Consider the following 15,201-nt stretch of genomic DNA (forward strand, 5'->3'; position numbering starts at 1 on the left):
CGCCGCGCCGCGAAAGGCCGAGCGGCCGCATTGGAGTGATGATGATTGAGAATGCTCATTCGACAGGTCGGCCGCTCGATCCCCGGTCCACCTGGTCCGGGCTGTCCCAGGCGGAACGTGACGCCGCCTATGACAACAACGCGGCCGTCAAGAACAGCGCGGCCCTGATTGCCGAGAGGAACGAGGCCTCCGGCCGGCTGCGGGGCACGCTGAAATCCCATCTCGATCTGGCTTACGGTCAGCGGGCCAACAACAAGGTCGATCTCTACCCGGCCGCCAGGCCCGAGGCGCCCTGCCTGGTGTTCCTGCATGGCGGCTATTGGCAGCGCAATTCGCGCGACTTGTTCGCCATGCTGGTCGAAGGCGTCGCGGCTCATGGCTGGTCGGTTGCCATTCCCGGCTATTCGCTGGCGCCGGATGTGTCCGTCACCGACATCGTCGCCGAAATCCCGCGCGCGCTGGATTGGCTCGCTGCGAACGGCGCGTCCTATGGCGTTGCCGGACCGGTCGTCTTGTCGGGGTGGTCCGCCGGCGCCCATCTCGTCGCGATGGCGCTGGACCATCCGAGCGTCCATGCCGGGCTCGCGCTCTCGGGCGTCTACGATCTCGCGCCGATCCGCGATACCGGGCTCAACAATGCGCTGAAGCTGACCGACGACGAGATCGCAACGCTGTCGCCGCTTCGCCTGCCGGTGACGCAGAAGCGCCTCGACATTGCCTATGGCAGCAGCGAGCTGCCGGCGCTGGTGTGCGATTCAATCGATCTCCACGACAAGCGCCTGGCGGCCGGCGCACCCGGCAAGCTCATACCGATCGAAGGCGCCGATCATTTCACCATTCTCGAGGCGCTGCGGCGGCCGGACGGCATCCTGGTGGAGGCCGCGCGCCGGCTGCTGGACTAAAGTTCGAAAACAACCCCATGCACAGTAGAACGCCCTTTGTTTCAAAAGGCGAATTTCGCGCGGCCACGCTTTGGCGCGTCGGACCAAGCAGGAGCATGGCATCATCGGCCAGGCCGCCGTTCCCCCGCTTCGATCCAGATCTGCCCGCCCTCGACCTTGGCCGGATAGAGCCGCAGGGGCGGGCTCGGCCATCCCGCAGCAATGGCTCCGTCGCGCAGATCGAATGACGCCGCATGGCGCGGGCAGAGCAGCCGCCCCGCCGTCACTTGCCCAAGACCGAGATCGGCCTGCTCGTGCGGACAGGCGCGGTCGCAGGCGACGACGTAGCCGTCGTTCCAGATCACGAGCAGGTCGCGCCCGGCGATGCGGACGATCGTCTCGGCCTGCAGCCGGTCGAGATCGCAGACCGCAATCCATCCGGACTCGGCCGCTTCATCCACCGAGATAAGCCTTGCGCACATGCTCGTTGGCGATCAGTTCGGAGCCGGCGCCTGACAGCACGATGCGGCCATTCTCGAGCAGATAGGCGTGGTCGCACATCTCGAGCGCCGCGAACGCGTTCTGCTCGACCAGCAGCACCGTGGTGCCGGCATCGCGGATGCCGCGGATGATGGCAAAGGTGCGCTCGACGATGTTGGGCGCCAGTCCGAGCGACGGCTCGTCGAACATGACCAGCCGCGGCCGCGACATCAGGGCCCGCCCGATCGCCAGCATCTGCTGCTCGCCGCCGGACAGCGTGCCCGCCGCCTGCCGGCGCCGCTCGGCGAGCCGCGGAAATTCGGCATAGATGCGGTCGCGGTCGGCGGCGATCTCGCCCGACCCGCGACGGAGATAAGCCCCCATGTCGAGATTTTCCTCGACGCTCATATGCGGAAACACGCGCCGTCCTTCCGGACAATGCGCGATCCCGCTGGCGAGCACGCGCGGGGGCCTCGCCCCGGTGATGTCGATGCCCTCGAACCGCATCTGGCCCGAGCGCGGCGGTACCAGGCCGGAAATCGCGCGCAGCGTCGTGCTCTTGCCGGCGCCGTTGGCACCGATCAGCGCGACCAGCTGGCCCGCCTTGACGTCGAGCGAGACGCCGCGCAGCGCGGTGACGCCGCCATAGCCGCAGACCATGTCGCGGATCTCAAGCACGCGCGGCTCCATGTCCGAGATAGGCTTCGATGACGGCCGGGTCGTTACGGATCACATCGGGTATTCCTTCCGCGATGATGCGACCGTAGTTGAGCACCACGATGCGGTCTGAGACGGCCATCACCATCGGCATGTCGTGCTCGACCAGCAAGATCGTGATGCCGCGGTCGCGGATGCTACGGATCAGTTCGACGAAGCGGTGCGTCTCCGAGGCGTTCATGCCGGAGACCGGTTCATCGAGCAGCAGCATCGACGGCTCCGCGGCAAGCGCCAGCGCGACGCCGACCAGGCGCTGCTCGCCATAAGAGAGCGAGCCGGCCGCATCGTGGGCGCGGCGTTCGAGGCCAACCCATTCGAGTAGTTCGCTCGCCTTCTGCCGCAGCCTGCGCTCCGAGGCACGCGCGCCCGGCAACCCAAGGATGGAGTCGAGCAGCCGGACGCGGCCCCGACGATGCAGGCCGATCAGGAGGTTGTCGTACACCGTGTCGTTGGGAAACACGGAGGTGCGCTGGAAGGTGCGGATCAGGCCGAGATCGGCGATCTCATGCGGCTTCAATCCCGCAAGCGTCGTGCCCTGGTAGGTGACGTGGCCCGCGCTCGGCGTCAGGAAGCCGGTCATGACGTTGAAAGCGGTGGTCTTGCCGGCGCCGTTCGGCCCGATCAGGCTGACGATCTCGCTCTCCCCGACCGTAAAGCTCATGTCGGAGATCGCGACCAGTCCGCCGAAGCGGACCGCGACCCGATCGATCGTCATGGCAATGCTGCGCGCAGCCATCACGCCGGCTCCTTGGCGCCGGTTTCAGTGAGTGCGACCGGCGCCAGCGCCGGCGCGCCGCTGCGCCGTCGGATGATGCGCTGTGCAAGCGAGGGCACGATCCCGCGCGGCAGCACGAACAGGATCGCAATCAGAACGCCGCCATAGGCGATCCACTGCGCTTCCGGCGCCATCACCGGACGCAACGCAACCGGCAGCAGCCCGAAGATCAGGCCGCCGACGACGGGGCCCGCGAGCGAGCCCTTGCCGCCGCTGATGACCATGATCACCATGGTGACGGTGTTGATGAAGGCGAACACCTCGGGGTCGATGATCCGGATATAGTGCGCATACAGACTGCCGGCGGCCCCTGCGATCGCGGCCGAGATCACCGCCGCGATCGTCAGCGTCCTGGTCACATCGATGCCGACAGAGACGGCAAGCGTCTCGTTCTCCATCAATCCGCGCATGGCGCGACCAAAATGGGAACGAACGAGACGCGCGATCAAGAGATAAGCGACCAGCGCCACGACCAGCACGAGATAATAGTTCTGCATCTTGGTGCGCAGCGTCAGCTCACCGAAGCCGGGCAATGGCAGCGCGATGGAGGGAATGTTGGTCAGCGCCAGCGGGCCCTGCGTCAGCTCGACCCAGTTCAGGGCGACCAGCCGCACCACCTCGGCAAAGGAGATTGTCACGATGACGAAATAGGCGCCGCGAACGCGGAAGGAGAGCAATCCGACGAAATAGCCGCACAATCCGGCAACCAGGATCGCGAGCACGAAGCCGATCATCGGCGGCCAAGGCGTGTGAACCAGCCGCAAGCCGCCGGGCAGACCGATGTCGAAGCCGAGCGATGTCAGCGCGCTGACATAGGCCCCGATGCCGAAGAAGGCGATGTGGCCAAGGCTGAGCTGGCCGGTGAAGCCGAGCAGCAAATTGAGGCTCATCGCACCGATGACGAAGATGCCCGTCGTGATCAGCGCGTTCAGGAGATAGGGATCGCGCAGCCAAAGCGGCACCGAGGCAAGCGCTGCGACCGCGAGGATGGTGATGATCGCCCTCATCCAACTCGCTCCGCTCGCGCGAACAGGCCGGTCGGACGGAAGATCAGGACCGCGATGATGATCAGAAATCCCATGGCGTCGCGGTAGCCCGACGAGACGTAGCCGGCGCCGAGCTCCTCGGCAAGCGCCAGGATGAAGCCGCCGGCGACCGCGCCGGTGATGTTGCCGAGACCACCGAGGATGACGATGGCGAAGGCCTTCACGGCGGCGAGATCGCCCATCTGCGGGAAGATCACATAGACCGGCCCGAGCAACGCCCCCGCGGCAGCGGCGAGGCTGGAGCCGATCGCAAAGGTCGAGGTGTAGATCATATCGACATTGACGCCCATCAACGAGGCCGTGTCGTGGTCCTGGAAGGTCGCCCGCATCGCGCGTCCCAGGCTGGTATTGTTGATCAGCAGATACGTCACCAGGATCAACATGGCCGCCGCAGCGAGGACGAAGAGGCGCAGCCATGACACGGACACCGGCCCGAGCACCAGCGGCGCTTCGGGAAACGGCGTCGTCACCGATTTGGCGACGCCGCCCCAGATCCACAGCGTGCCGGACTGCATTGCGATCCAGGCGCCGATCATGACCAGCATGGTGGTGTCGATGTCGGAGCCGCGCAGCGGACGCAGCAGTGTCAGCTCGATGGCAGCCCCGAGCAGCCATCCGGCCAGCACGGCCACGGGTAGGGCGATAAAGAAGTTGAGACCTAGCTGCTGCACCACGATGAACATGATGTAGGCGCCGAACGTGTAGAGCACGCCGTGGGTGAAGTTCACGACGTTCATGATGCCGAAGATCAAGGTCAGCCCGATGCCCAGCAGCGCGTAGGTGCCGCCGAGCACGAGCATGTTCACCAGATGCTGAAGGAATTCGCTCAAGGCTGTTCCCGGATGTTCTGGATGTCGGGGAGAGCCGCGCGCTCGTTCACCTCTCCCGCTTGCGGGAGAGGTCGGCGCGAAGCGCCGGGTGAGGGCTTTCTCCTCTTGGGGATTGTCCCATTGCGGAGACACCCTCTCCCCAACCCTCTCCCGCAAGCGGGCGAGGGAGCGCACCTCCTTCGTTGCTGCATCAAACCTGATCTCATCGCGCGTTAGAGCGTCTTCATCCCGACCTTGCCGTCGTTGATCTCGATGAGATAGACGTTCGGCTGGCTCTGACCGCTCTCCTTGCCCTCGGGGCCGGACTTGCGAAACACGATGTCGCCGTTCAGGCCCTTGATGTTGATGTCCCAAAGCGCCGCCTTGATCGCGGCCGGCTCGGCCTTGCCGGCCTTCTCGATCGCGGCCGCCGCCGTGCGGATGCCGTCATAGCCGCGGAAGCTCTCGGTGCAGCCGGCGAACTCGAAGCCGCGCTTCTTCCACTCCGTGATGAAATAGTCGGTGGCTTCCGGGTTCGGCGTCTTGTCCGGGAACCAGGGCAGGAACGTCGTCAGATGCATGGTGCCGTTGGCGGCAGCACCCGCCTGCGCGATGATCTGGTCCGGGTTCTGCGAGCCGCCGGTGGTGATGATGCGCTTCTTCAGGCCGAGCGCCGCGGCCTGCTTGAAGATCAGGGTCAGTTGATCGACTGCGGTCGTCACGATGACCGTCTCGGAATCCGAGCTCTTGATCTTGGAGAGCTGCGCGCTCATGTCCTGCGCGCCCTGGTCCATGGTCTCGACGAGACCGATCGTGATGCCCTTGTCCTTCATCATCTTGCTGAAGTCCTCGGCGGTACCGCGGCCCCAGTCGTTGTTGATGACCAGGAAGTCCACCTTCTTCAGCGCGAGCTTGTCGACGATGCCCTTGAACGCGGCGGCCTCGACCGCCGAGGGCGGCGAGATCCGGAAGATGAAGGGATTGCCCGTGGTGGTGATCTTGCCCGAGGACGAGGTTTCCACCACCATCGGCGTTTCGTATTCCATCAGCTTCGGCATCACCGCGAGCGTCAGGCTCGAGCCCCAGGCGCCCATCAGCACCGGCACCTTGTCGCTGGTGATGAGCTTTTCGGCGACCGCGGCCGCCTCCGTCGGGTTGCTCTTGTTGTCCTCGATGACGAGCTCGATCTTCTTGCCGAGGATACCGCCCTTGGCATTGATCTCGTCGGCGGCGATCTTGGCTCCGTTGACGACATAGGTGCCGGAGGCCGCGAACGCGCCGGTGAGCGGCTCATTGACGCCGATCTTGATGGTCTGCGCGCCTGCCGTAGCGCCGAACAAGGCCGTTGCCAGCGCGATCGTCCCAACCAGTCCGAGTGCTCGTGTCATGCTGTCTCTCCAAATCCCACGCTGTTGATGTCTTGCAGTCCAGGCTTCGTCACACCGCGGCGCCGGCACGCCGATCATTCCGCGTCCCGCTTTCCGGTGAAGACGCGGCCAAACATGCGCGCCAGCCGGGCGCGCACAATTTCAGAGACGATCGACCAGCCACCGAGCTCTGCCGCGGCCACCTGATCCACCGGCCCGCCGGCCATGTGGCGGTCGAGGTTTTTCGCAAACTCCGCAACCAGGCGCTTGGCGAGATCGCGCACCAGGCCGGGCCGGCCGACCTGGGCCAGCATTCCCGTGAGCGTGTAGCCGATCGACAGTTCAACGGCGGTATTCGCACCGTCGTCGAGCGGCAGCAGGTGGTAGCGGATTTCGCCTTGCGTCGCCGAATGACTGCGCTGGTCGGTGCCGATGCCGACGATGCGGCCGGAGAGCGTGGCGGGATCGCGTTCGACACGTGCGGCGCCCTCGAAGGAGGTCGCGATCGGTCCCAGCCTGACGCTGATCTGGCCTTCGACGCGCTCGGGCTTCGGTGGCGCCGTCAGCGACACGCCGGGCAGGCAGGACGCGATGCCGGCGATGTCGCCGAACATCGCGAACACTTTTGCCGGTGCGTGCGGCAGTGCGAAGCGCTGGTTGAGGATGGTCGCCGGGGTGAAGTCTGGGATACCGACCGGTGCGGCACTCCCTGATGCCGGTGCCTTCGCCAGCAGCACTTGCCTCGGCTCGTCGCCGTTGAAGGCGGCACGCCCCGATCCGGCGGGGCCGAGAACGGTCCGGCCGCCGTCGCCAAGCGGCGCGATATTGCGCGCACGCCTCGCCTCGATCACGGACTGCACGGCCCTGACAATGCCGACATAGCCGGTGCAGCGGCAGAGATTGCCGCTGAGGCCGACGCGAATGCGACGCTCGTCGGCATCAGGCAGACGCAGCACCAGGTCGCGTGCCGAAACCAGCATGCCCGGGGTACAATAACCGCATTGCAGCGCGTGCTCGCGGGTGAAGGCGGCGCGCAACTCGGTCGTAACCTCGTCCTCATCGAGCCCTTCGATGGTGGTGACGTCGGCGCCGGCGCAGGCCGCGGCATAAGTGATGCAGGAGCGCGCCGGCACGCCGTCGAGCAGCACTGTGCAGGCGCCGCAGACGCCGTGCTCGCAGCCGAGATGGGTGCCGGTCAAGTCGAGATGGTCGCGGACGAAATCGGCCAGGCTGGTCCGCGGCTCGGCCGAGATTTCGACCGCACGGCGATTGACCTGAAGTGCGATCGTGGTCATGCTGCAGCCTCCAGCACGGCGCGCTTCAACACGCTGACATGGATGTGACGCTGCGCGGCGTCGTCGATGCCGGCTTTGGCCAGAAGGCCGTTCGCGACGCCGATGTCGAAGCGCTGCTTGTAGTCGGCCGCGATCCGTCCGCCGAACAGCTCGGCGGCATCGGTGACGACGATCGGCGTCGTGTCGATGGCGCCGATCACGACACGCGCCGAGGCCGCAACGGGATCGATCAGCACGGCGCCGATGGCGTGGGCGAACTCACCGGTCTTGCGGCAACTCTTGGCGTAGCCCCAATGGGCCGAGGCCGCGCGTGGCGGGACGTGAATCGCCTCGACGATTTCGCCGGTTTGCAGCGCCGATTCCAGGGCGCCGAGGACGAAGGCCTCGATCGCCATCATGCGAGCGCCGGCAAGGCTGCGCAGCGCCACGCGCGCACCGAGGGCCGCGAGCGCGGAAATCCAGTCGGCGGCGGGATCGGCGTGGCTGAGCGAGCCGCCGATGGTGCCGCGGTTGCGCACCGCGCGATAGGCGATGTTGGCGGCGACGGCGCGCATGGCGCCGCGGGTGACGTCGGTAGTGCGGCCGTCCTCGATATCGGCATGGGTGACGAGGGCGCCGATCACCAGCTCGCCATCGGAAACTTCGGCCCGCTTCAGCTCGGCAAGGCCGGAGATGTCCACGATCAGCTCCGGCTGCACCAGCCGCAGATTGAGCATCGGACCGAGCGACTGGCCGCCCGCGATGATCTTTGCCGAACTGCCGCTCGCGGCCAGCATCGACAGCGCCGCGTCGAGATCGCGCGGGCGTTCGTAGCTGAAGGGCGCCGGCTTCATGCCGCGCTCCTTTCGGCTGCGCGCGCAGCCAGAACGGCCTCGACGACACGATGCGGCGTGATCGGCGACTGCGTCAGCTCGGCGCCGAGCGGGCGCAGCGCGTCGTTGACGGCGTTGGCAATCGCAGCCGGCGGCGCGATCGCACCGCCCTCGCCGATGCCCTTCACGCCGAACTGCGTATAGGGCGACGGCGTCTCCATGTGATCGAGCCGCGCGGCCGGCACTTCGGTCGGGCCCGGCAGCAAATAGTCGGCAAGCGTCGTCGCCAGCGGCTGGCCGGAGGCATCGAACGGCATTTCCTCGTAGAGCGCGGTGCCGATCCCCTGCGCGAGGCCGCCATAGATCTGGCCGTCGACGACGAGCGGATTGACCAGCACGCCGCCGTCCTCGACGATCACGTAGTCGAGGATTTCCACCTCGCCGAGATCAGGGTCGACCGCGACCAATGCGGCATGGGCGGCATAGCTGAACGTGCCGCTGTCGCGCACCGGCTTGTAGCCCTGCGTCACCTCGAGCCCGCCGGGATCGACATCGGCCGGCAGGTCCTGGGGGCGGCGATACCAGGTGTGGGCGATGGTCTGGATGCTGACGCTGCCATTGACACCGCGCACCTCGCCATTCTGCAGCACCACGGACGCGGAATCATGCTGCAGCAGCTTGGCGCCGATGCGCCTTGCGCGTTCGCCGAGCTCGCGGCAGGCGGTCGCCACCGCGCCGCCCGCCATCACCATCGAGCGCGAGCCCCAGGTTCCCGTCGAGTAAGGCGTCATCGCGGTGTCGCCGAGGATGATGCGGATCCTTGCGACGTCGATGCCGAGGATCTCGTGCGCGACCTGAGCCAGCGTCGTCTCCATGCCCTGCCCATGCGAATGCACGCCGACGCGCAGTTCGAGCCCGCCATCCGGTGTCAGGCGCGCCGAGGCCTGCTCGTGGCCCGGCACCATCGGAATGCCCCAGCCGGAATAGACGGAGGTGCCGTGCGCGGCCTGCTCGCAATAGATGGAAACGCCGACGCCGATGCGGCGGCCATCGGCCTCGCCCTTGCTTTGCCTTGCACGAATGGCCTCGATATCAACAGCGGCCAGCGCGCGGCGCATCGCTTCGGGATAATCGCCGCTGTCGAAGTGCTTTTTGGTGATGTTGTCGAACGGCATCTGCTCGGGGCGCACCAGATTGCGCAGCCGCACCTCGCCGGGCTCGAGCCCGGCCTCGGCCGCCACGAGATCGAGCATCAGCTCCAGCGCAAAGCAGACGCCGGTGCGCGCGACGCCGCGATAGGGCAGGATCGGGCATTTGTTGGTGGCGACCGAGAAGGTGCGGCAGCGATAGGCCGGCATCTTGTAGGGCCCGGGCAAAATGCTCGCGACTTGCGCGGCCTCGAGGCAGGCCGAGAACGGATAAGACGAGTAGGCGCCGGAATCCACGGTTGCTTCGCAGTCGATGCCGCGCAGCGTGCCGTCACCGTCAGCATAGACCGTGATCTTGTAATGATGCTCGCGGCAATTGGAGCTGGCGATGAGATGCTCGCGGCGATCTTCAAGCCAGCGCACCGGATGGCCGTTCCGCATGGTCAGCCAGGACAGGCAGACCTCTTCGGGCAGCAAAATGCCCTTGTGGCCGAAGCCGCCGCCGACGTCAGGCGAGATGACGCGGATCTGGCCCTCCTCCATGCCGAGGCACTCGGCAAGGCCGCTGCGGGTGATGTGCGGCATCTGCGCCGCCGAATGCAGCGTGAGCTGATCGAGCCGGCGGTCGAAGGTCGCGACCACGCCGCGCCCTTCCAGCGGTGACATGCATTGCCGCGCGGTCGAGATCTCGCGCGTCACCTTGATCGGCGCATCGAGCGCGGCGGAGATGTCGACCTCGTAGACGGTTTCGAGGAAGACGTTGTCGCCCCAATGCTCATGCACGAGCGCCGTATCAGCCTCGCGCGCCTTCAGCATGTCGGTGACTGCGGGCAGCTCCTCCAGGTCGAGCGTGACTGATGCCGCGATGTCCTCGGCCTCGGCCCGCGTCGGCGCGAGGCACATCGCGACGAGCTCGCCGACCTGACGCACCTTGCCGGTGGCGAGCACCGGCTGCTCTGAAATCTTGAAGCCCGGAAGGCCCGACACCGCGCGGATCGGCTTGATGCCGACGAGATCGGCGGCCGTGAACACGCTGCCGCGATAGCGTTCGGGCACATGGATGCCGCGAATGCGCGCATGCGCCACCGGACTGCGCACGAAAGCGACGTCCTGGAGACCGGCGAGCCTGATGTCGGCGACATATTGGCCGCGGCCGCGCATCAGGCGGTCATCCTCCTTCCGCGGCAGCCGTGCGCCGACGCCCTGCCCGGACTTACCGTGAGGAAACTCCCGTTCGCTGCGCAACTCGGCGCCCTCCTTCACCGCCTGGCCTTACGCCGCCACGGCCTGCGGCAGGATCGGTGCGACCGCATCGAAGCGCGTGCCGGCGCGCAGGCAGAAGGCCGGCTGCAGCAGGCGCTCGGCGATGACCTCGTTCTTCTCGTTGTCCTTCAGGACGAACCGGCCGTTCTGCTCGTTAAGCACGGAGACGTCGGCGTCCATGCCGACCTTGAGCGCACCGATCTCCCCGCTGCGGCCGAGCATTTTTGCAGGGTTCGACGTGACCATCGGCACCACCTGCTCCAGCGACAGGCCGAGCGCCATCATCGAGCTCATCGCCTGAACCAGGCTGAACTTGGCCTGGCCAGCGAACGGATGGTTCTCCTCGTCCTCATGCTGGTCTGGCGTTCCAGCCGGCGCGGGCACGTGGGTGTTGTAGCCGTGAATGTCGGCGCCGAGCGTGGTCGGAATGATGCCCGCGGCGATCGCCTTCTTGGCGAGGCGGTAGGAGAAGTGGCTGCCGTGACCGACATCGACCTTGAGGCCGCGATCGAGCGCGGCCTGGATCACCGGATGCACCTCGCCCTCGCGGTTGACGAAACCGCCGGGATGGCGCGTGAAGGGATGCGCGAGCACGTCGCCTTCGCGCAGCAGCGGGATCACGCGGGTGAGGATGGTGTCCGCATCCTCGCCATTGGCGCCGCTCTCGGGCAAGCCCCAGAGCTGGCCGAAATGCACATAGACCGGAAGATCGGCGCGCTTGCCGATCTCCGCCGCCATCTCGATGACGCGGATGCCCCAGCGCGCGAAGCCGCCGATCTCGGCGTGGGCCTTGATGCCGCGGACGATGTCGAGATTGGCCGTCGCCGCCTTGACCGTCGCATCGATATCGACGCCCTCGGGGCTGTAGAGCTGCGGATAGTAATGCCCCTCCAGTCCGCCGACGAGATAGGCCGACAGGAACGCATAGACGCGCGAGGCCGACCGCTCCGCGATGAAGTGACGAAAGCCGGGCAGCGTCATGCAGGAGGGGCCGCCCTGGTCGACCAGCGTCGTCACGCCCGACTGCACGCCGACCATGTCGGGGTTCATGCCGAAGCGGCCGGAGACATATTGATAGACGTGGGCGTGGGTGTCGATCAATCCTGGGAGCACGAGCTTGCCGCCGACGTCGACGACCTCCTTCGCGCTGGTCGGCAGGATGTCCGCCGCCACCGCCGCGATCTTGCCGCCGCGAATGGCGACGTCCTTGATGCCGTCGACGCCGGAGGCCGGGCAGATCACGCGGCCGCCTCGCAGCAGAAGGTCGAAGCTGGCAGTGACGGACATGTGCGCTCTCCTCTCCTTGACACGAGCGACGGCATCGCCCGAATTACGAAGCATGCTTCGCATTTTGATCGAAGCAAGCTCCGTGCCATGATCCAGAAGTGGCGAGCGGGTTCGAATCGAGCTAAGCGCGGCAGGGGATTGAAGTGGGAGAGTGTGCATTGCGGCAGGCGAAGACACGTCGTGGCGGGAGCAGGCATCGCCCCTGGCCCTTGTCGCAACGACCCGGCTATCTGATCCGCCGGCTGCACCAGATTCACGTCGCACTGTTTCAGGAAGCCTGCGGCGCGTTCGAGGTCACGCCGCTGCAATACAGCCTTCTCACGGCGCTGGCGGCGCGTGAAACCGCCGATCAGACCACTTTGGCGGCCGATATAGCCCTGGATCGGACCACGACGACAGGCGCATTGAAGCGGCTCGCCGCGCGGAACCTGGTCGAGCGCGCCGTCAACAAGGACGATCGCCGCGCGCGCCTGTGCCGATTGACGCCTGCTGGCGCCGCCCTGCTGGTCAAGATCGAGAGCGCGGCACGCCGGGCACATCGTGCGACGCTCGGCGATTTGAGCGAGCGGGAACAAGCGCTCTTCATCGAGATGATGCAACGCATCGTGGCCGGCAACCCAAGTCGCGACAGTTCCGCTGCCCTATTCGATTAGGCGCAGTTGCTGCGCTTTTGAGTTGGGCTGCTCAATTTATCATCGTACCTTTGCTTGGCCGTGCAACATCCACGGCCTCCCGCCGGCGCTTCGAAGGCGCCACGGCGAGCCCGCGTGTGCGCATCGGCCGCGCTTGAAAACGCAGTCACAATCCGGCGTGGGCCAGGCTGCATCCCCCATCGGCGCACGCCGTGATCGTTCGCTCGCAATCTATGGCACGATTTATGCTGCGATGATGCGAAGCGTGCTTCGTATTGGGGGATGTCATGACGGATTCCGAACTTCGCGCTGATCTTCACAGCATCGAGCCAATTCCCGATGCGGACCGGGACTCGACCGGACCGCAGCAGATGTGGATCTGGGCCGGCGCCAACATCGCGCCGGTGAACTGGGCGCTCGGCGCGCTCGGCATCATTCTCAAGCTCGGCCTGATGGAGACGATCGCGGTCATCGTGCTCGGCAATATCGTCGGCTGCGCCATCTTCGCGACCTTCACGGTGATGGGCCACAAGACCGGCGTCAACCAGATGGTGCTGAGCCGGTCCGCCTTCGGCGTCCGCGGCGCTTATTTGCCCAGCATCCTGATGTTCCTGATGACGCTGGGCTGGATCGGCGTGAACACCTATTTCCCGGTGAAGGTCTCGATGGGCATCCTCGGCCAGTTCGGCGTGCCCGACACTTGGGCGATCGAGATCATCGTCATCACCCTGGTCATGGCGGCGCAGGTGCTGATCGGCATCTACGGGTTCTACGCGATCCGGACCTTCGAGAAATACACCGTGCCGCCGACCATCGCGATCATGGTACTGATGAGCATCCTGGCGTGGACGCGCCCCGGCGTCGTCAACTGGAGCCTTGCCACCTCGCTGCCGCCAGGCGCGCATCTGGCGATGCTGACGCTGCTGATGACGGCGATCGGCGTCGGCTGGGGCATTTCCTGGGTGACCTGGGCCTCCGACTATTCGCGCTTCGTGCCGCGTAGCACGTCGTCGAAATCCGTGTTCTGGTACAGCTATATCGGCATGTTCGTGCCGACGGTGTGGCTCGGCATCTTAGGCGCGACGATCGCCTCGACGACGCTGGACACCGATCCCGCCAAGATGGTGAGCGCGGTCTTCGGCGGGCCCGTCAGCATCCTGGTCCTGCTGATGGTGCTGCACGGCCCGATCGCCACCAACATCCTCAACGTCTATTCGGCGACCTTGGCGGCGCTCAGTGCAGGGCTGAAATTCTCGCGCTTCTGGCTCACCGTCATCGTCGGCATCGCGGGCTATCTGGTGACGCTGTATTTCATCTTCGCGCCGTCTTTCGCGAAAGCGTTCGACAACTGGATGATCAGCCTGCTGTTGTGGATGAGCCCGTGGGCCGGCGTGGTGCTGGCCGACTTCTTCATCAAGCGGAAGGGCAGGATCGACGTCGCCGAGCTCTATCGCTCGCCGGAGACGAGCGCCTATGGCGACATCAATTGGGCCGGCATGACCGCGTTCTTGGCGGGCCTCGTCGCCGGATGGCTGGTGGAGGACGGCCTGGTCGGCGCGCTGCAGGGGCCGATCTCCACCAATCTGCTCGGCGGCGCCGACCTGAGCTGGCTGTTCGGCATCGGCGTCTCGGGTCTGCTCTATCTCGCACTCGGCAAGCTCTCGACCTCACCCGCCTCCATCGTTGCGAGCAGCGCAGGCCGATAGCGGCGGCCGTGACGGTGGATTTATGGACCACGTTCTGCGATCCCTTCCCGGAAACGTCCAGTGGGGACTCTGGGACGGTCGACTGAAGCCGGTGCTCCGGATCGCGTCCGGAGACCGGGTGACCATCGAGACCCTTTCGGGCGAGCCGGACGATCTGCCTGATCCCTCGCTCGGCTTTGACATCGTTCCCGGACATCGCGAGGTGCTGGCCAGCAGCCTTCGCGGTCCGGGGCCGCACCTTCTCACCGGGCCGATCCACGTCGAGGGCGCCGAGCCCGGCGACGTGCTGGAAGTGCGGGTGCTGAGCATCGAACTGCGCTGCAATTGGGGCTGGAATCTTCAGGTGCCGATGCTCGGCACGCTGCCCGAGGATTTTCCCGAATTCCGTCGCATCCACATTCCGCTCGACCGCGCGCGCAACGTGGCGCGCCTGCCATGGGGACAGGAGCTGCCGCTCGCCCCCTTCTTCGGCAATTTCGGCGTCGCGCCGCCGCTCGCCTGGGGCCGTCTGTCCTCGAAGGAGCCGCGGGCGTTCGGCGGCAATATGGACAACAAGGAGCTCGGCGCCGGCAGCACGCTCTATTTTCCCGTCTTTGTGGCCGGCGCGCTGTTCTCCGCCGGCGACGGCCATGCCCTCCAGGGCGATGGCGAGGTCTGCCTGACGGCGATCGAGGCTGCGCTCACCGGCACCTTCGAATTCCACCTCCGGCGCGATCTTCGCCTCGCCTCCCCGCGCGCGGAAACGACCGCCGACTGGATCACGATGGGATTCGATGAAGACCTCGACGATGCGGCCAAGGCGGCGCTGCGCGACATGATCGTGCTGATTCGCGAGAGCAGCGGCCTTGGCGCACAGGATGCTTATACGCTTTGCTCGATTGCCGCCGACCTCAGGGTTACGCAGATGGTCGACGGCAACAAGGGCGTCCACTGCGTCCTGGCCAAATCCCGCATGCCGCAGCGAAGGTAAGGCTCCAGCCCCA

14 protein-coding genes are annotated in these 15,201 nt (G+C 66.2%); 4 read left to right on the forward strand and 10 right to left on the reverse strand.

The window, feature by feature from the left end:
* The first annotated feature begins 41 nt into the window (after positions 1 to 41).
* Positions 42 to 902, forward strand: a complete 861-nt coding sequence (locus G8O24_RS30630; RefSeq protein WP_188105908.1) for an alpha/beta hydrolase — start codon at positions 42 to 44, stop codon at positions 900 to 902.
* A gap of 101 nt (positions 903 to 1,003) precedes the next feature.
* Here G8O24_RS30630 and G8O24_RS30635 read toward each other — a convergent pair whose 3' ends face one another.
* The 10 genes from G8O24_RS30635 to G8O24_RS30680 all read right to left on the reverse strand — a co-directional run bounded on the left by G8O24_RS30635 (position 1,004) and on the right by G8O24_RS30680 (position 11,880).
* Positions 1,004 to 1,342 (reverse strand): Rieske (2Fe-2S) protein, encoded by a 339-nt coding sequence (locus G8O24_RS30635; RefSeq protein ID WP_311972284.1) that lies wholly within the window; start codon positions 1,340 to 1,342, stop codon positions 1,004 to 1,006.
* Positions 1,335 to 2,039, reverse strand: coding sequence for an ABC transporter ATP-binding protein (locus G8O24_RS30640; protein ID WP_188105911.1), 705 nt, complete (start codon positions 2,037 to 2,039; stop codon positions 1,335 to 1,337). The genes G8O24_RS30635 and G8O24_RS30640 overlap by 8 nt, the downstream gene beginning before the upstream one ends.
* Positions 2,032 to 2,814 (reverse strand): ABC transporter ATP-binding protein, encoded by a 783-nt coding sequence (locus G8O24_RS30645; protein WP_188105913.1) that lies wholly within the window; start codon positions 2,812 to 2,814, stop codon positions 2,032 to 2,034. Before G8O24_RS30645 ends, G8O24_RS30640 begins: the two co-directional genes overlap by 8 nt.
* Complete coding sequence (locus G8O24_RS30650; protein ID WP_188105915.1) at positions 2,814 to 3,860, reverse strand: branched-chain amino acid ABC transporter permease; 1,047 nt, start codon at positions 3,858 to 3,860, stop codon at positions 2,814 to 2,816. The genes G8O24_RS30645 and G8O24_RS30650 overlap by 1 nt, the downstream gene beginning before the upstream one ends.
* Positions 3,857 to 4,729 (reverse strand): branched-chain amino acid ABC transporter permease, encoded by an 873-nt coding sequence (locus G8O24_RS30655; protein ID WP_188105917.1) that lies wholly within the window; start codon positions 4,727 to 4,729, stop codon positions 3,857 to 3,859. Before G8O24_RS30655 ends, G8O24_RS30650 begins: the two co-directional genes overlap by 4 nt.
* Before the next feature lie 212 nt (positions 4,730 to 4,941).
* Complete coding sequence (locus G8O24_RS30660) at positions 4,942 to 6,096, reverse strand: ABC transporter substrate-binding protein (RefSeq protein ID WP_188105919.1); 1,155 nt, start codon at positions 6,094 to 6,096, stop codon at positions 4,942 to 4,944.
* A 74-nt stretch (positions 6,097 to 6,170) separates the two neighbouring features.
* On the reverse strand, positions 6,171 to 7,370 hold the full coding sequence (locus G8O24_RS30665) for a xanthine dehydrogenase family Fe-S subunit (RefSeq protein WP_188105922.1): 1,200 nt from the start codon (positions 7,368 to 7,370) through the stop codon (positions 6,171 to 6,173).
* Entirely contained in the window at positions 7,367 to 8,203 is an 837-nt protein-coding gene (locus G8O24_RS30670) for an FAD binding domain-containing protein (protein ID WP_188105924.1), read from the reverse strand. Before G8O24_RS30670 ends, G8O24_RS30665 begins: the two co-directional genes overlap by 4 nt.
* Entirely contained in the window at positions 8,200 to 10,593 is a 2,394-nt protein-coding gene (locus G8O24_RS30675; protein WP_188105925.1) for a xanthine dehydrogenase family protein molybdopterin-binding subunit, read from the reverse strand. The genes G8O24_RS30670 and G8O24_RS30675 overlap by 4 nt, the downstream gene beginning before the upstream one ends.
* A 9-nt stretch (positions 10,594 to 10,602) precedes the next feature.
* Positions 10,603 to 11,880: an amidohydrolase/deacetylase family metallohydrolase gene (locus tag G8O24_RS30680; protein ID WP_188105927.1), complete on the reverse strand. Its 1,278-nt coding sequence runs from the start codon at positions 11,878 to 11,880 to the stop codon at positions 10,603 to 10,605.
* Positions 11,881 to 12,038: 158 nt separating this feature from the next.
* On the opposite strand from G8O24_RS30680, the gene G8O24_RS30685 reads away from it, so the two are divergent.
* From G8O24_RS30685 to G8O24_RS30695, 3 genes are all read left to right on the forward strand, one after another.
* Positions 12,039 to 12,533, forward strand: coding sequence for a MarR family winged helix-turn-helix transcriptional regulator (locus G8O24_RS30685; protein WP_244646069.1), 495 nt, complete (start codon positions 12,039 to 12,041; stop codon positions 12,531 to 12,533).
* Positions 12,534 to 12,799: 266 nt separating this feature from the next.
* Positions 12,800 to 14,218 carry a cytosine permease gene (locus tag G8O24_RS30690; protein WP_188105930.1) on the forward strand — a complete coding sequence of 473 codons (1,419 nt, stop codon included), beginning with the start codon at positions 12,800 to 12,802 and terminating at the stop codon, positions 14,216 to 14,218.
* Positions 14,219 to 14,240: 22 nt separating this feature from the next.
* Entirely contained in the window at positions 14,241 to 15,188 is a 948-nt protein-coding gene (locus G8O24_RS30695) for an acetamidase/formamidase family protein (protein WP_188105932.1), read from the forward strand.
* Positions 15,189 to 15,201: the final 13 nt, after the last annotated feature.

It is taken from the genome of Bradyrhizobium campsiandrae, assembly GCF_014529705.1.
Lineage (GTDB): Bacteria > Pseudomonadota > Alphaproteobacteria > Rhizobiales > Xanthobacteraceae > Bradyrhizobium > Bradyrhizobium campsiandrae.

What these genes read in the sequence shown, in the direction of transcription:
- G8O24_RS30630 (WP_188105908.1), top strand. Translation starts at nt 42, where the DNA reads ATGATTGAGAATGCTCATTCGACAGGTCGGCCGCTCGATCCCCGGTCC.
- G8O24_RS30645 (WP_188105913.1), bottom strand. Translation starts at nt 2,814, where the DNA reads ATGGCTGCGCGCAGCATTGCCATGACGATCGATCGGGTCGCGGTCCGC.
- G8O24_RS30650 (WP_188105915.1), bottom strand. Translation starts at nt 3,860, where the DNA reads ATGAGGGCGATCATCACCATCCTCGCGGTCGCAGCGCTTGCCTCGGTG.
- G8O24_RS30660 (WP_188105919.1), bottom strand. Translation starts at nt 6,096, where the DNA reads ATGACACGAGCACTCGGACTGGTTGGGACGATCGCGCTGGCAACGGCC.
- G8O24_RS30665 (WP_188105922.1), bottom strand. Translation starts at nt 7,370, where the DNA reads ATGACCACGATCGCACTTCAGGTCAATCGCCGTGCGGTCGAAATCTCG.
- G8O24_RS30670 (WP_188105924.1), bottom strand. Translation starts at nt 8,203, where the DNA reads ATGAAGCCGGCGCCCTTCAGCTACGAACGCCCGCGCGATCTCGACGCG.
- G8O24_RS30680 (WP_188105927.1), bottom strand. Translation starts at nt 11,880, where the DNA reads ATGTCCGTCACTGCCAGCTTCGACCTTCTGCTGCGAGGCGGCCGCGTG.
- G8O24_RS30690 (WP_188105930.1), top strand. Translation starts at nt 12,800, where the DNA reads ATGACGGATTCCGAACTTCGCGCTGATCTTCACAGCATCGAGCCAATT.
- G8O24_RS30695 (WP_188105932.1), top strand. Translation starts at nt 14,241, where the DNA reads ATGGACCACGTTCTGCGATCCCTTCCCGGAAACGTCCAGTGGGGACTC.